The 17024-nt window shown below is 64.5% G+C and carries 16 protein-coding genes; 8 read left to right on the forward strand and 8 right to left on the reverse strand.

Going from position 1 to position 17024, the window contains the following annotated elements; all coding sequences use genetic code 11:
- Positions 1-10 precede the first annotated feature (10 nt).
- Positions 11-931 carry a LysR family transcriptional regulator gene (locus tag AC1TXO_RS11480; protein ID WP_486406424.1) on the forward strand — a complete coding sequence of 307 codons (921 nt, stop codon included), beginning with the start codon at positions 11-13 and terminating at the stop codon, positions 929-931.
- A 5-nt stretch (positions 932-936) separates the two neighbouring features.
- Here AC1TXO_RS11480 and AC1TXO_RS11485 read toward each other — a convergent pair whose 3' ends face one another.
- From AC1TXO_RS11485 to AC1TXO_RS11495, 3 genes are all read right to left on the reverse strand, one after another.
- Complete coding sequence (locus tag AC1TXO_RS11485) at positions 937-1563, reverse strand: TIGR04211 family SH3 domain-containing protein (RefSeq protein ID WP_486406425.1); 627 nt, start codon at positions 1561-1563, stop codon at positions 937-939.
- A 235-nt stretch (positions 1564-1798) separates the two neighbouring features.
- On the reverse strand, positions 1799-3172 hold the full coding sequence (gene ppnN, locus AC1TXO_RS11490) for a nucleotide 5'-monophosphate nucleosidase PpnN (protein ID WP_486406426.1): 1374 nt from the start codon (positions 3170-3172) through the stop codon (positions 1799-1801).
- Between the two features lie 123 nt (positions 3173-3295).
- Complete coding sequence (locus AC1TXO_RS11495) at positions 3296-3856, reverse strand: 6-pyruvoyl trahydropterin synthase family protein (protein WP_486406427.1); 561 nt, start codon at positions 3854-3856, stop codon at positions 3296-3298.
- Between the two features lie 183 nt (positions 3857-4039).
- On the opposite strand from AC1TXO_RS11495, the gene hisI reads away from it, so the two are divergent.
- Together hisI and AC1TXO_RS11505 are read left to right on the forward strand one after the other, a co-directional pair.
- Positions 4040-4456, forward strand: a complete 417-nt coding sequence (gene hisI / locus AC1TXO_RS11500; RefSeq protein WP_486406428.1) for a phosphoribosyl-AMP cyclohydrolase — start codon at positions 4040-4042, stop codon at positions 4454-4456.
- A gap of 131 nt (positions 4457-4587) precedes the next feature.
- Positions 4588-5013, forward strand: a complete 426-nt coding sequence (locus tag AC1TXO_RS11505; RefSeq protein WP_486406429.1) for a hypothetical protein — start codon at positions 4588-4590, stop codon at positions 5011-5013.
- A 48-nt stretch (positions 5014-5061) separates the two neighbouring features.
- On the opposite strand, the gene pbpG is transcribed toward AC1TXO_RS11505, so the two are convergent.
- Positions 5062-5988: a D-alanyl-D-alanine endopeptidase gene (pbpG, locus tag AC1TXO_RS11510; RefSeq protein ID WP_486406430.1), complete on the reverse strand. Its 927-nt coding sequence runs from the start codon at positions 5986-5988 to the stop codon at positions 5062-5064.
- 197 nt (positions 5989-6185) lie between these two features.
- A complete protein-coding gene (locus tag AC1TXO_RS11515; protein ID WP_486406431.1) occupies positions 6186-7193 on the reverse strand; it encodes a GlxA family transcriptional regulator in 1008 nt (335 codons plus the stop codon).
- 168 nt (positions 7194-7361) lie between these two features.
- Here AC1TXO_RS11515 and AC1TXO_RS11520 point away from each other — a divergent pair, with 168 nt between their 5' ends.
- The 4 genes from AC1TXO_RS11520 to AC1TXO_RS11535 all read left to right on the forward strand — a co-directional run bounded on the left by AC1TXO_RS11520 (position 7362) and on the right by AC1TXO_RS11535 (position 11722).
- A complete protein-coding gene (locus AC1TXO_RS11520) occupies positions 7362-7574 on the forward strand; it encodes a PLDc N-terminal domain-containing protein (protein WP_486406432.1) in 213 nt (70 codons plus the stop codon).
- 103 nt (positions 7575-7677) lie between these two features.
- A complete protein-coding gene (locus tag AC1TXO_RS11525; protein ID WP_486406433.1) occupies positions 7678-8178 on the forward strand; it encodes a GNAT family N-acetyltransferase in 501 nt (166 codons plus the stop codon).
- A gap of 105 nt (positions 8179-8283) precedes the next feature.
- Positions 8284-10764 (forward strand): sensor domain-containing protein, encoded by a 2481-nt coding sequence (locus AC1TXO_RS11530; RefSeq protein WP_486406434.1) that lies wholly within the window; start codon positions 8284-8286, stop codon positions 10762-10764.
- A 79-nt stretch (positions 10765-10843) separates the two neighbouring features.
- Complete coding sequence (locus AC1TXO_RS11535) at positions 10844-11722, forward strand: DMT family transporter (RefSeq protein WP_486406435.1); 879 nt, start codon at positions 10844-10846, stop codon at positions 11720-11722.
- A gap of 3 nt (positions 11723-11725) precedes the next feature.
- Here the strand turns inward: AC1TXO_RS11535 and AC1TXO_RS11540 are convergent, their stop codons facing one another.
- On the reverse strand, positions 11726-12355 hold the full coding sequence (locus AC1TXO_RS11540) for an ATPase (protein ID WP_486406436.1): 630 nt from the start codon (positions 12353-12355) through the stop codon (positions 11726-11728).
- A gap of 352 nt (positions 12356-12707) precedes the next feature.
- Between AC1TXO_RS11540 and katG the strand changes: the two genes are divergently transcribed.
- On the forward strand, positions 12708-14957 hold the full coding sequence (gene katG / locus AC1TXO_RS11545; protein ID WP_486406437.1) for a catalase/peroxidase HPI: 2250 nt from the start codon (positions 12708-12710) through the stop codon (positions 14955-14957).
- Between the two features lie 64 nt (positions 14958-15021).
- Here katG and AC1TXO_RS11550 read toward each other — a convergent pair whose 3' ends face one another.
- Complete coding sequence (locus AC1TXO_RS11550) at positions 15022-15972, reverse strand: DMT family transporter (protein ID WP_486406438.1); 951 nt, start codon at positions 15970-15972, stop codon at positions 15022-15024.
- 127 nt (positions 15973-16099) lie between these two features.
- Entirely contained in the window at positions 16100-16999 is a 900-nt protein-coding gene (locus AC1TXO_RS11555; protein ID WP_486406439.1) for an NAD(P)-dependent oxidoreductase, read from the reverse strand.
- Between the last annotated feature and the right edge of the window lie 25 nt (positions 17000-17024).

Below are 17024 nucleotides of genomic sequence, written 5' to 3' on the forward strand. Positions count from 1 at the left end.
TCGAGCCGTCATGACCCGCCACTTCGATGACCTTCAATTGGGCAGCCTGGAATTGTTCTGCCTGGCTGCCGACACCGGCAGCTTCACCGCTGCAGCGACCGAGGCCGGTGTCACGCCGGCGGCAGTGAGTCGATCGGTGGCGCGCCTGGAAGAGCGCCTGGGGGTGCGGCTGTTCGTGCGCACCACCCGGCAGATGCGCCTGTCGGATGCCGGGCAGGTCTACTACCAGCAGTGCCGCCTGGCACTGGGGCAGCTGGTCGAGGCCGAGCGTGAGGTTTCCGGCGGGCAGCTCGAACCGCGCGGACGCCTGCGCATCAGTGCGCCGACACCTTACGCCCACCATCGCCTGCTGCCCTGGCTGCCACGCTTTCGTGCGCGCTACCCGCAAGTGCAGGTGGATGTGCATGTGAGCAATCGCAACGTCGATTTCGCCGAGGAACAGTTCGACCTGGCGATCCGTGGCCGCGACCCGGCCGATTCACGGCTGGTCGCCCGACGCCTGGAGAACGCCGAGCTGGTGGTGGTCGGCACGCCCGATTACCTGGCCCGCGCAGGTCATCCGCAGGTGCCGGAAGACCTGGCGCAGCATGAGTGCATCCTGTTCGAGATCCCCAGCAGCGGGCGCCGCGCGCCCTGGACCTTTCGTCGCAACGGCGCCGTGGTGGAGGTCGATGTCGGTGGCTCGATCACCTGCCTGGGCGACTTCCTCGCCACCTCCACCCTGGCCCTTCACGGCGCCGGGCTGATGCAGGCCTACCGCTTCACCGTGCAGGACGCCCTGGCGCGCGGCGAGCTGATCGAAGTGCTGCCGGCTTTCGGCGGTACGGCGCGACCGTTCACGCTGATCTATCCGCAGGCCCGGCACATGCCGTTGCGGGTGCGGCTGTTCATCGATTTCCTGGTGGCCGGCGGGCGCTTGCCCGATGCCTGAGTTGCTCAGAACCAGCGGTCGTTGCGCTTGCGTCCGCGGGTCAGCGCCGGCAGGATCAGGCCGGCCAGCAGGCCGGCGCCGGCGATGCTGCCGCCGTACACCATGTAGCGCATCATCACCTGCTTGTTCTCGTCGCCCAGGCGCGCCTGGGTGTCGCGCAGGCTCGACTGCGATTGCTCGAGCTGTTCGTCGAGGGACTTGTTGCGCGATTGCAGTTCGTCGATCAGCGCCTTGCGCGAATCGAGGGTTTCCTGCATGCCCTGCACCCGGTTCTTCCAGCTGTCGTCGATGGTCTTGAGCTGGCCGGACAACTCCGCGACCTGGGCATCGAGCTGTGGCAGGCGCTCGTTCTGGCCGGGTACCGACTGCAGGTCGCTGGTCAGGATCCACACCAGGTCGCCGCTCTGGCCACGGACCTGGCTGTAGTTGCCCTGGCTGCCGACCAGTGACACTTTCTGCCCGGACTTGAGCGTGCCGACGATACGGTGGCCGTCGGTGGGGCCGCTGCGCACGTAGGTGCTGAGGCTGTCGCTGACCCAGCGGGCGTCGCTGGAGGCTTCTTCGGCATGCAGGGCCGGGGCGGTGACGAACAAGGCGGCAAGGGCGAGGGTGGCGCGGCGCAATGGGGGCATGATGATCTTCGCTGAAACAGTACGGTTGAAGGCCCGATGACTGGGCCGTGAAGCGGTCGGTGGATTGACCGTCAGCGAAAGACCGTTTTTTTGTAGGCAGGTTCACTGCTTGGGGTGGGAATTATCTGCAAGATGTTGCCGCCTGACCCGTACCCCGTAGGGACGGCCTTGCGTCGCGATCGGGCGCGACACAAGGCTGCCCCTACAGAAATCGAGTCAATTTCTCAGGGGGGGCTCAGGTCACCACCTGGTAGCACGGCACATACGCCGCGCCGCCAGGCAGCTTCATCCGGTGCTGGTCGACGAAGGCCTGCAGCAACTTGCCCAGCGGATCGAGAATCGCCTGGTCGCCACGGATCTGGTACGGCCCGTGCTCCTCGATCAGGCGAATGCCTTTATCCTTGACGTTGCCAGCGACGATCCCGGAAAACGCCCGGCGCAGGTTGGCGGCCAGTTCATGGGGCGGCAGCTCGCGGCGCAGGGCCAGGTCGGCCATGTTCTGGTGAGTCGGGTCGAACGGGTGCTGGAAGCCTCCGTCGATCTTCAGCAGCCAGTTGAAGTGGAAGGCGTCGTTGCGCTCGCGGCGGAACTGCTTGACTGCCTTGAGCCCTTCGACCATGTGCCGGGCCACTTCGGCCGGGTCGTCGATGATGATCTGGTAATGGCGCTGCGCCGCCTCGCCGAGCGTGGCGCCGACGAAGGCGTGCAACTGCTGCAGGAACGGCTCGGCACTGCGCGGGCCGGTGAGGATGACCGGGAAGGGCAGGTCCTGGTTGTCCGGGTGCATGAGGATGCCCAGCAGGTACAGGAACTCCTCGGCCGTGCCCGCGCCGCCGGGGAAGATGATGATGCCGTGGCTGACGCGCACGAAAGCCTCCAGGCGCTTCTCGATGTCCGGCAGGATCACCAGTTCGTTGACGATCGGGTTAGGCGCCTCGGCGGCAATGATGCCCGGCTCCGTCAGGCCCAGGTAGCGGCTGCCGTGCATGCGCTGCTTGGCGTGGGCGATGGTGGCGCCTTTCATCGGGCCCTTCATCACGCCCGGACCGCAGCCGGTGCAGACGTCCAGCTTGCGCAGGCCCAGTTCGTGGCCGACTTTCTTGGTGTACTGGTATTCCTCGGTGCTGATCGAGTGTCCACCCCAGCACACCACCATCTTCGGCTCCACGCCCGGGCGCAGGGTGCGCGCGTTGCGCAGCAGGTGGAAGACGTAGTCGGTGATGCCCTGGGAGCTATCCAGGTCGATGCGCTGGCTGGCCAGTTCGCTTTCGGTGTAGACGATGTCCCGCAGGGCGCTGAACAGCATCTCGCGGGTGCTGGCGATCATCTCGCCATCGACGAAGGCATCGGCCGGGGCATTGAGCAGTTCCAGGCGTACGCCGCGATCCTGCTGGTGGATGCGGACCTCGAAGTCCTTGTAGGCCTCGAGGATGGTCTTGGCATTGTCGACATGGGCGCCGGTGTTGAGGATGGCCAGGGCGCACTGGCGGAACAGGGTGTAGAGACTGCCGGTACCGACTTCGCTCAGTTGCTGGACTTCACGTTGCGACAGCGTCTCCAGGCTGCCCTTGGGGCTGACGGAGGCGTTGATGACATTGCGTTGGGGCATCTAAGTCTTTCCTGTGCGGGTAAAACATCCTTCTTTGACAACACCATACCGACAATTGCACGCCGCAACGAGGGGGTGAGGGAAAGAATCGGCGTTTGCCGCGCTGCCTGTGGCCTGTGCGGCTCAGCGCTGCACAGACCGCAGACGCTCGAACAGGCCAGGGTCCGACCACTGGGCGGTGATGGCCGGGGAGAACTCGATGCGGTCCAGGTCGATCAGGCCCATGCGTGGATTCAGCACATCCTCGCGAAAGCACTGGGCATAGCCGGTCTCGGTCTCATGCACGATCACCGAGTGCAGTTGCACCGCAGATTCGCCATTGACCATCTCGGTGCTCTCCAGCACCGCATCGACCAGGCGGAAGATCAACCGGGAGAACTGCTCTGCGCTCGGTGACACCGGGATCGCCACCCAGCGTTCGGAGTGTCGGCGGATCGAGGCCAGGTAATCGGGATCATCCTCGGTCCACAGTGCGACCGAATGATCGAACGCATCGATCAGCTCGCGTGCGTCGCCCTTGAGCAGACCGAAGTCATAGACCATCTGGCCGTTGTCCAGGGCGTCGGCGTGGAGGATCAACTCGACCTTGTAGGAGTGGCCGTGGATCGAGTGCGAGCAGCGCCGGGTGCTGCAACCGCGGACGATGTGCGCATTTTCGAACTTGAACAACTTGCGGATTAGCATGAGCCACCTTGGCGGTCGTGGATTCTGGAGGGCATCGGGCGCTTCATCGCACGCCCCAGTCACAGGATATTAATGTTATAAAGTAACACTTGTCTCGGTCCTTGAAAAAGCCAGGACCGGATTGCCGTCCGTTGCGCACAAGGCTGCGATGGAATGTCCTATCCCGATAGCAGGTACCGATCAATGTTTCTCAAGCTCGAACAGGCAGTGGCGGGATCGCGCTTCCCGCTGGACCAGGTCCTGGCGCAGGTCCCCTGGAATGCACAGGGCCTGGTGACGGCCGTCGCGCAGCAGTACGACAGTGGCGAGGTGCTGATGCTGGCCTGGATGAACCGGGAGGCACTGATGCAGACCCTGCAGTCCGGGCGGGTGTGCTACTGGTCACGTTCGCGCAGCGGCTTGTGGCGCAAGGGCGAGACGTCGGGGCACGTGCAACACCTGAAGGAGGTGCGGCTGGACTGCGACGGCGATGCGCTGCTGGTGCTCGTCGACCAGGTCGGCGGTGCGTGCCACACCGGGCGGCGCAGCTGCTTCTACAACGTCATCGACGGCGATCAGATCGTGGTGCAGGGCAGCCCGGTCGGGCTTGCAGAGCAATAGGGCGAGCGCTGCCAACAGCCTTACGAGCGCCTGTCGTTCGGCCGCCAGCCTGCTGCTGGAGGCTCGGGGCTCAAGCCTGGCGCCTGGCGGCCGATACAACGGTTACCTAGAAATCCTTGCGGAGAAGGAAAATGGTAGGGATCACAAGTGTCAACCTCACCGGCGCGAGCGTTCAGTCTGCACTGCAGACCGCTACTCAGACCGGTGGCACCGAGCAGGGCAGCGAGGCGCCGGCCAACCAGGTCGCCATGCCGGCGCAGACCGACAAGGCCGACAAGGCCAAGGGCAGCGACGACAGCAGCGAACCGTCGTTCATCCGCCAGTTGCGCGAGCTGATCAAGCAGATGCAGAAGCAACTGGCCGACGCTCAGAAGCGTATGTCCGAGATCCAGGCGCAGCCGATGGACGAGAAGGCCAAGCTGGCCGCAGTGGCAGGTATCCAGGCGCAGATCGCGACCATCAGCGGTCAGATCCAGCAGGCCACCGCGCAGTTGCTGCAGGCCTTGAGCAAACTGAGCAGCAGCAGTTCCGGCAACCTGATCAGCACCGTGGCCTGAGGGTGAGGGCAGGGCGTGCCCGCAAGGGGCCGCCCTGGAAGGGATGACTTATTCGGATGCCACGCGCGAGCGGCTCTGGCGATCGGACTTGTATTGCATCGCCACCGCCGGCGCCGCCTTGGCCGAACCGGTTTCCAGCCACTGGCGCAGGCGCCCGGCGTCGGCGAAGTGGGTATACTTGCCGTAGGCGTCGAGGATCACCATCGCCACCGGCCGGTTGTCCATCCGGGTCAGCAGCACCAGGCAGTGGCCCGCTTCGTTGGTGAAGCCGGTCTTGGTCAGCTTGATGTCCCAGTTGCTCTTGTTGACCAGGTGGTCGGTGTTACGAAAACCCAGGGTGTAGTTGGGCTTGCGGAAGGCCACGGTCTTTTCGCGGGTGGTCGACAGCTCGCTTAGCATCGGATACTTGCGCGAGGCGATCAGCAGCTTGGCCAGGTCGTGGGCGGTGGACACGTTGTGGGTCGACAGGCCGGTGGGCTCGACATACCGGGTCTGGCTCATGCCCAGGCTGCGGGCCTTGGCGTTCATCGCCTTGATGAACGCCGCATAGCCGCCGGGGTAGTGGTTGGCCAGGGTGTTGGCGGCGCGGTTTTCCGATGACATCAGGGTGATCAGCAGGGTTTCGCGGCGGTTCAGCTCGCTGCCGGGCCGCACCCGCGAGAACACGCCCTTGAGGTCCGGGTTGTTGGCGATGGTCATGGTGAGCATCTCGTCCATCGGCAGCTTGGCGTCCAGGACCACCATCGCCGTCATCAGCTTGGTCACCGAAGCGATGGGCACCACGCGGTCGGCGTGGCTGGAGTACAGCTCCTTGTTGGTGTTCAGGTCGATCAGCAGGGCGCTGCCGGAAGCCAGGTGCAGCTTGGACGGATCACGTTGTTCCTGGGCCGGGGATTGTGCAGCAGCGGTCGACGGAAGGATCGCAGTTCCTGTGAGCGCCAGCAGCAGGCTGAGGATGGACAGGGAAGTTTTCACGTTGAGGCTCACTAATAGTTGGTATGTCGTTGGCTGTGCAAGGGTTTCCCCCCGAAAACCGCTGCATTGTGGAGTATGGCTCAGCGGCTGTCGATTGCTCGTCGAAGCACGATGCTGAAATGAAAAAACCTTCATGCTGTAACGGTTTTTCCGGGCCGTTGCGACAATTGCCCTGTCAGTTTGCCTGGCGTGCGCGCTCATTCGCCCAGCCGCTGCTCGCGCGAAGGCGGGTAGCCGAAGTACGCCGCGTAGCACTTGCTGAAGTGCGACACCGAGACGAACCCGCAGGCCACGGCCACCTCCATCACCGACAAGTCCGAGTACTGCAGCAGCCGCCGGCTCTTGGTGATGCGCAGTTCCATGTAGTAGCGCCGTGGCGAGGTGCCGAGCTGGGCCTGGAACAGCCGGTCGATCTGTCGGCGCGAGCGCCCGCTGTAGGCGGCCAGTTGATCGAGGCTGAGGGTTTCCTCCAGGTTGTTTTCCATCAGCTCGACGATGGTGCGTAGCTGCAGGCTCATGGATTTCTTCGCGCCTGGGCCGACCTGGCGGTAGCGGGCGCCGGAGAACGACAGGATCTCCTCGACGCCTTCGGCCAAGGCATCGCCGTACAGTCGTCGCACCAGGCCGAGCATCAACTCCATGGCGCCGTTGGGGCTGGCAGCGGTGAGGCGGTCGCGGTCGAGGGTGAAGCTGGCCGGTGTGATGCGCGTCTGCGGGCTGCGTTCGGCGAGGCTGGCGCGCTGTTCGGGATGGATGCTGCAGCCATAGTCGCCCAGCACTCCGGCGCGGCCGAGAAACCAGGCGCCGTTCCACAAGCCGCCGAGCGCCTGGCCGTGGACCGAGCAGTCGCCCAGCAGGCGGTCGAGTTCGGGGTACTTGAGCGGGGTGCGCAGCCCGCCGCAGATCATCAGCAGGTCGGGATCCCTGATCGCCCGCGGATCCAGTTCGCTGGCCACCAGTTCCAGCCCCAGGTCACTGAGCACGCGGTCGCCGTCCAGCGACAGCGGGGTGAAGGCGAAGCTGTCGGCCCGCAGCAAGTTGGCGGTGACCAGCACGTCCATCGCCACGGTGAAGCTGGCCATGGAGAAGTGCTCCAGCAGCACGAAATCGACGCGGTAGGGCGCCTGTTCGTCGCTGGCGCCGGGTTTGAGCCGCAGCATGTTGCTGGTACTGGTCTTCTTGCTGAACTGGCGAGGCGTGGGCACTGCGGACTCCGTTTCCTTCGGTGGCGCAGCGAGTGTGCTGCGAGTCGGGGGGAAAGACAATCGCTGGCCCGATAATGCCGCGCCCCCTCGGTCTGCGTGGCGCCGATTCGAATGAACCCTTGCCGCTTGCCGTGCACAAACGCAGTACATGCTCACGGGAGAACGCTCATGGAAATCGGAACGATCTGGATCCTCGTCGCAGTGCTGGTGATCCTCCTGCAGATCTGGGCGATTTGGCACATCATCGGCAGCGAGCGGCGTGCCGAGCGCAAGATGCTGTGGGTCGTGTTCGTGGTCTGGGCGCCGTTCCCCGGCCTGCTGTTCTGGGCGTGGCGCGGGCCGCGTGCGGTCAAGGGCAAGGCCGTGCTGGAAGAGAAGTGACCCCTGGCAGGCGCCGGCCGCAAGGGCTGGCGCCCTGTACGCCTGTGAAAAAAGTTGTCCGCTTGGGTAGAATCGCCGCTTCCTTTCTCAGCGAGCCCTGGCGATGCCTGCCCCCACCCTCGAACTGATCCGCACAGGCCCCGAGCATGCGCAGATCGTTCGCAATCTCTACCAGTTCTATGCCTATGAATCGTCGGACTGGGAGCAGGAAGACGTGGAGGCGGACGGGCGATTCTATCTGCACGAGGCGCACATGGCGCGCTACTGGCAATCGCCCGGCTGGCATGCCGACCTGGTGCTGGTCGATGGCCTGATCGCAGGCTTCGCGCTGATCGAGCGCAGCGAGCTGCCGGGCATCGAGGCGTTGGAGCTGGCTGACCTGTTCATTCTCAAGCGTTATCGCCGCCAGGGCATCGGCACTGCGGTGGCCTGCACGCTCATGACCGACGACAATGACTGGCTGCTGCGCTGCTACCGCGAAGACGACGTGGCCGTGGCCTTCTGCGCCGCAGTGGTTGCCCAGCTGTCGCGTAGGGTGAAGGTGATCGCACCCGACGACGACCCGCAGCTGCAGACCTGGCAGGTCTCAGGCACCACCCACTGAGACGCTGTCGTTGCGAATTTTTGTGAACCACTTCACAAAACGCTGCCGACCAACGGCATAATGCCAGCACCTTGAAAACGGTTCCGCAGGTTCAGGAAGAATGCCATGTCGCTAGTCGCGAGCCCCGACATCATGTACCGCTTGTTGATCCAGAGCGTGGTGGACTATGCCATCTACCTGCTCACCCCCGAGGGGGTGGTCGCCAACTGGAATCCGGGGGCGCAGCGCGCCAAGGGCTATGAAGCCCGCGAAATCGTCGGGCAGCACTATTCGCTGTTCTACAGTGAGGCGGACCGCGCCGCTGGCGTGCCAGCCGCGAACCTGGAAGAGGCGCGCAGCAATGGCCGCTTCGAGGAACATGGCTGGCGCCTGCGCAAGGATGGCAGCCTGCTGCGTGCCCATGTGGTGATCGAGGCGGTGCGCGATGATCATGGGCAACTGGTGGGCTTTGCCAAGATCACCCGCGACTGCACCGAGCAGTACCACGCGCAGATGGCCCAGCGCGAGCAGGAGCGGCACTTCCGCCTGCTGGTGCAGGGCGTGCGCGACTATGCCATCTACATGCTCGACAGCGCCGGTCATGTGATCAACTGGAACGCCGGGGCCGAGCGGGCCAAGGGTTACCGTGCCGACGAAATCGTCGGGCAGCACTTCTCGGTGTTCTACACCGCCGAGGACCGCGCTGGCGGCCTGCCCGAGCAGGGCCTGGAAACCGCGCGCCGCGAAGGGCGCTTCCAGGCCGAAGGCGTACGCCAGCGCAAGGATGGCTCGCACTTCTGGACCAGCGTGGTGATCGAGGCGATCCATGACGAGGACAGCGGTCAGCTGATCGGCTTTGCCAAGGTTACCCGCGACATCTCCGAGCGCCGTCGCTACGAGCTCGAACTGCTGCAGGCCAAGGAGCTGGCCGAGCAGTACAGCCAGGAGATGAGCACCCTGTCGCAGTTTCTCGACTCGGTGATCGCCAACATTCCGGCCTGCGTCATCGTCCAGGACCTGTCCAGCCAGCGCATCCTCCTGGCCAACCAGCAGGCCGAGCGTCTGTTCGGCGGCCAGGGTGCCAGCCTCATCGGCACGTTGCCCGGGGAGTGTGCGGTGCCCGCGGCTGCCGAATTCCTCGAGCAGCAGTTGGTGCGCGGCGCACGCAGCGCCAAGGGCTTTGCCGCTGAAACCCGTGTCGAGACCGTCATCGGCGCACGCACCCTGCGCAGCCGTGCGCTGCTCAGCCAGAACCGCGACAACCAGGCCGACTACGTGCTGTTCATCGCCGAGGACGCCACCGAAGAGCTGGCCGCCCATGCCCAGATCCATCACATGGCCCACCACGACGCCCTCACCGGGCTGCCCAACCGCACACTGTTCCACGAGCGGCTCAAGCAGGCCCTGGCGCGCGGCGAAGACAGCGGCAAGCTGACGGCCACGCTGTGCCTGGACTTGGACAACTTCAAGAACATCAACGATTCGCTCGGCCATGCCTTCGGCGACAAGCTGCTGCGCGCACTGGGCAAGCGCCTGCGTCGCGAGCTGCGCGAGCACGACACCCTGGCCCGGCTGGGGGGCGATGAGTTTGCCGTGGTCCTGGCCGGGCTGGATAACCGCGAGGCGGCCTGCAACACCGCACGGCGCCTGATCGATGCGATCTGCCCGCCATTCCAGATCGAGGGTCACCAGTTCAGCGTCGGGGTGAGCATCGGCATCGCCTTCGCCCCCGAAGACCAGGACAACGCCGAGCAGTTGCTCGGTTACGCCGACATGGCGCTGTACGAAGCCAAGCGCAACGGCCGCAACCGCTACGAGTGTTTCCATGTCGAGCTCGATGTGGCCGCGCGCCAGCGCCGCCTGGTGGAAACCGACCTGCGCACCGCGCTGCACCTGGGGCAGTTGCAACTGCACTACCAGCCGGTGGTGGACCAGCAGAGCAACAGCGTCACCGGCTATGAAGCGCTGCTGCGCTGGGAGCATCCCGGGCGCGGCATGATCATGCCGATGGACTTCATCCCCATCGCCGAGGAAACCGGGCTGATCCACGAGATCGGCGCCCGCGCGCTGAACCTGGCCTGCCAGGAGGCGGCGACCTGGGAAGGGCAGGAGGTGGTGTCGGTCAACCTCTCGCCGGTGCAGTTCAAGAACGCCGGGCTGGTGCACACCGTGGCCCTGGCGCTGTCGGACTCAGGGCTTGCGCCCCAGCGGCTGGAGCTCGAAATCACCGAATCGGTGCTGCTGGGCAACAGTGAGGAAAACATGCGCATCCTGCGCGAACTCAAGGACCTGGGCGTGTCGATCTCGCTGGATGACTTCGGCACCGGTTACTCGTCGCTGGGCTACCTGCGTTCGTTCCCGTTCGACCGGATCAAGATCGACAAGTCGTTCGTGCACGATATGTGCGACAGCCGCGAGGCGATGTCGATCATCCGCGCCATCACCGAGCTGTCCAACAGCCTGATGATCAAGACTACCGCCGAAGGGGTGGAGTCGGTCGAGCAGATGGAGCGCCTGGCAGCGGAGGGCTGTTCGCATTTCCAGGGCTATTTCTATGGGCGGCCGGCCCCGGCCAGCGAGCGCCTCAAGCGGATTGTCAGGGATTGACGAGGGCGGGCGAAAACACTTGCCACCCGCCGCCCCATCTCTTCTAAACTCGCAGGATTCGCCCCGCCCAGAGATCCGCATGACCACCCGTACCCCGCTGTCAGGCGTCAACCATCCCCTGCGCGGTATCGCCCTGGTGGTGGCAGCGACCTTTCTGTTCGCCAGCCACGATGGCCTCTCGAAGTTCCTCGGCGGCATCTACCCGGTGATCATGGTGGTGTGGGCGCGCTACCTGGTGCACACCTTGCTGATGGCCGGGATCTTCATGCCCCAGGCCGGGCTGAGCGTGCTGCGTACCCGACGCCCGTTGTTGCAGACCCTGCGGGCCTTGAGCCTGCTCAGCACCAGCCTGCTGTTCACGGCAGGGCTGCAGTACCTGCCATTGGCAGAGGCCACCTCGGTCAACTTCCTCGCCCCGGTGCTGGTCACCGCCCTGTCGGCGCCACTGCTCAAGGAGCGGGTCACGGCGGGGCAGTGGCTGGCGGTGGTGATGGGCTTCATCGGGGTGCTGGTGGTGGTCCATCCTGGCGGGGCGATGTTTACCCCGGCCATCCTCTTCCCGTTCGGCTCGGCCCTGGGCTTCTGCTTCTACCAGCTGTTGACGCGAATCCTCGCAGCCCACGACAGCCCGACCACCAGCAACTTCTACGCGGGCCTGTGCAACACCCTGATCATGAGCGCACTGGTGCCGTTCTTCTGGCAGACGCCGCAGGGGTCGCACGTGCTGCTGATGCTGGCGCTCGGGGGCTGCGGCATGACGGCCCACCTGCTGCTGACCAAGGCGTTCCGACACGCAGCTCCGGCGCTGCTGGCGCCGTTCAGCTACTGCCAGATCGTGTTCGCCGGCGTGCTGGGGCTGGTGGTGTTCGGCCAGGTGCCGGATACCACCAGCATCGTCGGCATCGCCATCATCTGCCTGAGCGGTCTGGGCGCCGCCTGGATGCAGCGGCGCAAGTGACTGTCAGCCCTTGATCAAGGCCTTGAGCGAGGCATCGAAGCTGCGCAGGGCGTCGGCCTGCACTGTCTGCTCGACCTGCAACTGACCGGCGATGTCCGTCGCATTGCCCGGCAGCGCTTCGCGTGCCTGGCCTTCGGCGCGGCCGATGTAGGTCAGCTGGTCGTCGTAGAAGCGTGCCACCACCTGGGTCTCGATGTCCGGGCTGGCGCTGCTGGCCAGGCGGCTTTGTGCATCGAGCAGTACGATCACGTCGGGGTGATCGGCGAGCAGGGTGTCCAGGTCGTCATAGAAGGTCACTTCGGCGAAGGTCTGGGCCAGTGACTGGGCCAGCCAGCTGTAGGCCTGGCTGCCACCCCCCAGGGTGGCGACCGGCACTGCACGCGAGGCGCCGGGCAGCGATGGCTGCACCTCGCGGTGGCGCTGCAGGTAGTCCAGGGTGGCGCTGGCGTTGCGGCCCAGCAGCACAGCGACATGCTGGCCCGGTGTCAGGGCCACGCTGGACAGCTCGGTCGCCGAATAAAAGTGGCCATAGGGCTGCGCCACTTGCGAAGTGGCAGGGCTGGCGCAGCCGGTCAGGGCGGCCAGCAGGGCCAGGATTGCGGCAAGCATGCCGCCTTTGCTGATCGATGCCATGATCGATGCCTCGTCGATGTTCAATGAGGCTATCTTCCGTCCAGCTCAGCGATGGCGGAACTTGAAGATATTCATGGTGGCTATCGACGCAGTCGATGGAGGCCGTGGCCATCATCCGGCCTGACAGACCCAGCCTATCAGCCTTCAATAGCCGCTCTATTAGACCTCTGCCGATGCTGGGCTAGTCTTTCCTTGGCTTCGCGATGTGCGCGTGCAGCGCCGCGGGCCTGCGTCGGCAGCGACCGACCACCCCCTGATGAGGACCGAGGTCGAGCCGGGCTTTGGCTCGGCCTTGAAGATCACCTGGCATAGACCGGAAATCTGGATAACCGACCCAATAAGGTAACTGCAGATGTCGAACGAATCGAAATGCCCGTTCCATCAAACCGCAGGCGGCGGCACCACCAACCGTGACTGGTGGCCCGATCAGCTCAACCTCAGGATTCTCCACCAGCATGGCAGCCAGTCCGATCCGATGGACCCGGCCTTCGACTACGCCAAGGCGTTCAAGAGCCTTGATTTCCAGGCGCTGAAAAACGACCTCACGGCACTGATGACCGATTCCCAGGACTGGTGGCCGGCCGACTTCGGCCACTACGGGCCGTTGTTCGTGCGCATGGCCTGGCACAGCGCAGGCACCTACCGCATCGCCGATGGCCGTGGTGGTGCGGGCTCCGGCCAGCAGCGCTTCGCTCCGCTGAACAGCTGGCCGGATAACGTCAGCCTGGACAAGGCCCGGCGGCTGCTGTGGCCGATCAAGCAGAAGTACGGCAACAAGATTTCCTGGGCCGACCTGATCGTGCTCACCGGCAACGTCGCGCTGGAATCGATGGGCTTCAAGACCTTCGGTTTCTCCGGTGGCCGCGCCGACGTGTGGGAGCCGGACGAGGACGTGTACTGGGGTTCGGAGAAGGTCTGGCTCGGCGGCGACACCCGCTACGGCAAGGCCCAGCCTCCCGGCCAGGGCGACCTGGTGGCCGAGCCGGCCAAGCACGCCGAGGAACAGAGCCGCACCGAGCCTGCCGGGCGCAACCTCGAGAACCCGCTGGCCGCGGTACAGATGGGCCTGATCTACGTGAACCCAGAGGGGCCGGAAGGCAACCCCGACCCGGTCGCCTCCGGCAAGGATATCCGCGAAACCTTCGGCCGCATGGCCATGAACGATGAAGAAACCGTGGCGCTGATCGCCGGTGGCCACGCCTTCGGCAAGACCCACGGTGCAGGCCCGGCCGACAATGTCGGCGCCGAGCCCGAGGCCGCCGGCCTCGAGCTGCAAGGTCTGGGTTGGGCCAACAAGTTCGGCACCGGCAAGGGTGGGGACACCATCACCAGCGGTCTGGAAGTGACCTGGACCTCCACCCCCACCCGCTGGAGCAACGAATACCTGAACAACCTGTTCAACTTCGAATGGGAACTGACCAAGAGCCCGGCCGGTGCACACCAGTGGCGACCGAAGGACGGCAAGGGCGCCAACACCGTGCCGGACGCCCATGACCCGGCCAGGCGTCATGCGCCGATGATGCTCACCTCCGACCTGGCACTGCGTTTCGACCCGGTCTACGAGCCGATCGCCCGGCGCTTCAAGGAGCATCCCGAGCAGTTGGCCGATGCCTTCGCCCGTGCCTGGTACAAGTTGATCCACCGCGACATGGGCCCGCTGGCGCGTTACCTGGGGCCGGAAAATCCACAGGAAGAACTGCTCTGGCAAGACCCGATTCCCAAGGTCGACCATGCGCTGGTGGGCGAGCAGGACATTGCAGCGCTCAAGGCCAAGGTGCTGGCCAGCGGGTTGAGCGTGGCCGAACTGGTGTCTACCGCCTGGGCGGCAGCTTCGACCTTCCGCGGTTCGGACAAACGCGGGGGAGCCAACGGCGGGCGCCTGCGCCTGGAGCCACAGCGCTCCTGGGCGGTCAACCAGCCCGAGCAACTGGACAAGGTGCTCAAGGCGCTGGAGCAGATCCAGGGCGAGTTCAACAGCGGTGGCAAGCGCATCTCGCTGGCTGATCTGATCGTGCTGGCGGGCAGCGCTGCAGTCGAGAAGGCGGCCAGGGACGCCGGGCACGCGGTCAGCGTGCCGTTCCATCCGGGGCGTACCGATGCCTCGCAGGCCCAGACCGACATCGAATCCTTCGCCGTGCTCGAACCGCTGGCCGATGGCCTGCGCAACTTCACCAAGGCCAGGTACAGCGTCAAGGCCGAGAAGCTGCTGCTGGACAAGGCCCAGTTGCTGACCCTGACCGCGCCGGAGCTGACCGTGCTGGTCGGCGGCCTGCGGGTGCTGGGCGCCAACCATGGCGCCAGCCGCCACGGGGTGTTCACCGACAAGCCCGGCACCCTGAGCAACGACTTCTTCCGCAACCTGCTGGACATGGGCGTGGAATGGAAGCCGACCTCGGCTGACAACGAGACGTTCGAAGGTCGTGACCGCAAGACCGGCCAGGTGAAATGGACCGGGACGCGGGTGGACCTGGTGTTCGGCTCCCATGCCCAGTTGCGGGCCTTGAGCGAGGTGTATGGCAGCAGCGACGCCAAGGACAAGTTCGTCAAGGACTTCGTCGCTGCGTGGGTCAAGGTCATGGAGCTGGATCGGTTCGACTTGTAGAAGCGAGGCTGCGGTGTTGTTTTCGCGGGCGACCCGCGAAAACAACACCGCAGTGATCAAGGGCTCAGGCCATGGCCTTCTGCACCTCGGCCACCTTGGGCTTGCCCGGCTTGAGCCGCGAGACCCCCAGCAACACCAGCACCAGCCCGGCCACCTGGTACCCCGAGATCGCCTCGCTGAGAATCGCCCAGGAAGCCAGCATGGTCAGTACCGGTCCCAGGTTGCCGACCGCTGCCGTGTGCGTCGGCCCCAGCCGCTGGATCGCCAGCGCCACCCAGTAGATCGGCAGCACCGTGGAAAACACGGCCATCAGCGCTGCATTGGTCCACACCGCAACAGGCAGTTGCGCCAGTTGGCTCAGGTCCGCCACCAGCAGGTAATGGGCCAGCACCATCAGCGACGATGCCGAACCGCACAGCCCGGCCATGCGCATCGAGCCCATGCGCTTGAGCATCATTCCAGTGCCGGAATAATACAGGGCGTAGGTCACGGCGCTGGCAAACACCCACAACGACCCGACCAGCACCGCGTGGCCACCGCCGGCGGTACTCAGGTCGTGGACGAAGGCGATACCCAGCCCCAGGTAGCACAGCCCCATCGCCAGCAAGGTGCGCGGGGTGGGGCGCTCGCGCAGGGCGATGGCCTGGAAGATCAGCACCAAGGTCGGGTAGGTGAACAGGATCAGGCGCTCAAGCCCGGCGCTGATGTACTGCAAGCCATAGAAATCGAACAGGCTCGACAGGTAGTAGCCCAGCAGTCCGAGCAGCGTTACGCGCAGGCCGTCCCCCAGGGTCAGGGGTGTGCTTGCCTGGCGCCTGCTGGCCCATACCAGCCAGGCGAACAATGGCAGCGACAGGCCCATGCGCAGGGCCAGCAGGGTGACTGCGTCCACCGGCCCTGCGGCGTAGGCCAGCTTGACGAAGATGGCCTTGAAGCTGAAGCCCAGCGCGGCCAGCACCGCATAAAGGCTGCCGTTTTGCAATTGTCGCTCAAGTGAAGTACGCAGGCTGCTCATGCTCGATCCGCACCAAAATAAGACAGAGGCTTATTCTGAACAGAACGCAGGAAAGCCAGAATCGTTTTTTTCGGAACATGGCATTCGCATTTGGAAAAGCCTTGTGCATTGCGACCTGCCTGCTACCTCAAATGATCATGCCATTCCAGCGCAGGGCGAAGTCCGGAAGGTGTGGAATGTAGTCATTCGGTCCGTGTCCACCCATGGCTACTGCCATGGCGTAGGCATTCTTCACTGCACTGGTCATCGGTGTTGCGCAGCCTGCCGCGTTAGCCATCGATTCGACGTAGCGCATGTCTTTGCAGGCGTTGGTCAATGTGAATTTGTGCGAATCACGCTGGCCGTTCAATGCATAGTCCATGAAGGTCCGATAGAAGCCGCAATCCATGCGTCCGCCACGGATGACCTGATCAACCTGCTCGACGGTGAGTCCTGACTTGCGCGCGATCGCCAAGGCTTCGGCATACAATGCGCCGTAGCCCAGGGACAGAAAGTTATTGATCAGTTTCATCCGATGGCCGTCAGCCACGCGGCCAACATGCACCACTTTTTCAGCCAGCACCGAAAAAACCGGCTTCAGCCGGGCGAACAACGCTTCATTGGCGCCGACCATCAGATGCAGCTTGCCGGCTTCTGCCTGAGCAGGCGTTCCTCCCAGGGGCGCGTCACAATAGTCTACCCCTTGAACAGAGAGCTTCTCGGCCAGGCGCTGGGTAACCGTGGGGTCAGACGTCGAGCAGTCGACAATGATGGTGTGCGGGCGCAGGTGGCCTGAAATCTCCTGGATGACCGCTTCGATCACCGCAGCATTCGGCAAGCACAGAAAGACAATGGACGAGGTTTCAGCCAACTCTTGCAGCGACGATGCTTCACTCGCCCCTTGCTGGAGCAGATCCATGATAGATCCGCGGCTTCTGTGACTGACCACCGAAACAGGGTATCCCGCATTCAGCAGGCAGCTGGCCATTCCGTGTCCCATGAGGCCTGCACCGATAAATCCGATTGTGTCGTGGACTACTGTCTGCATGTTGGATCTCCAGAAAAACGTACGA

This window comes from Pseudomonas sp. FA117 (assembly GCF_057370475.1).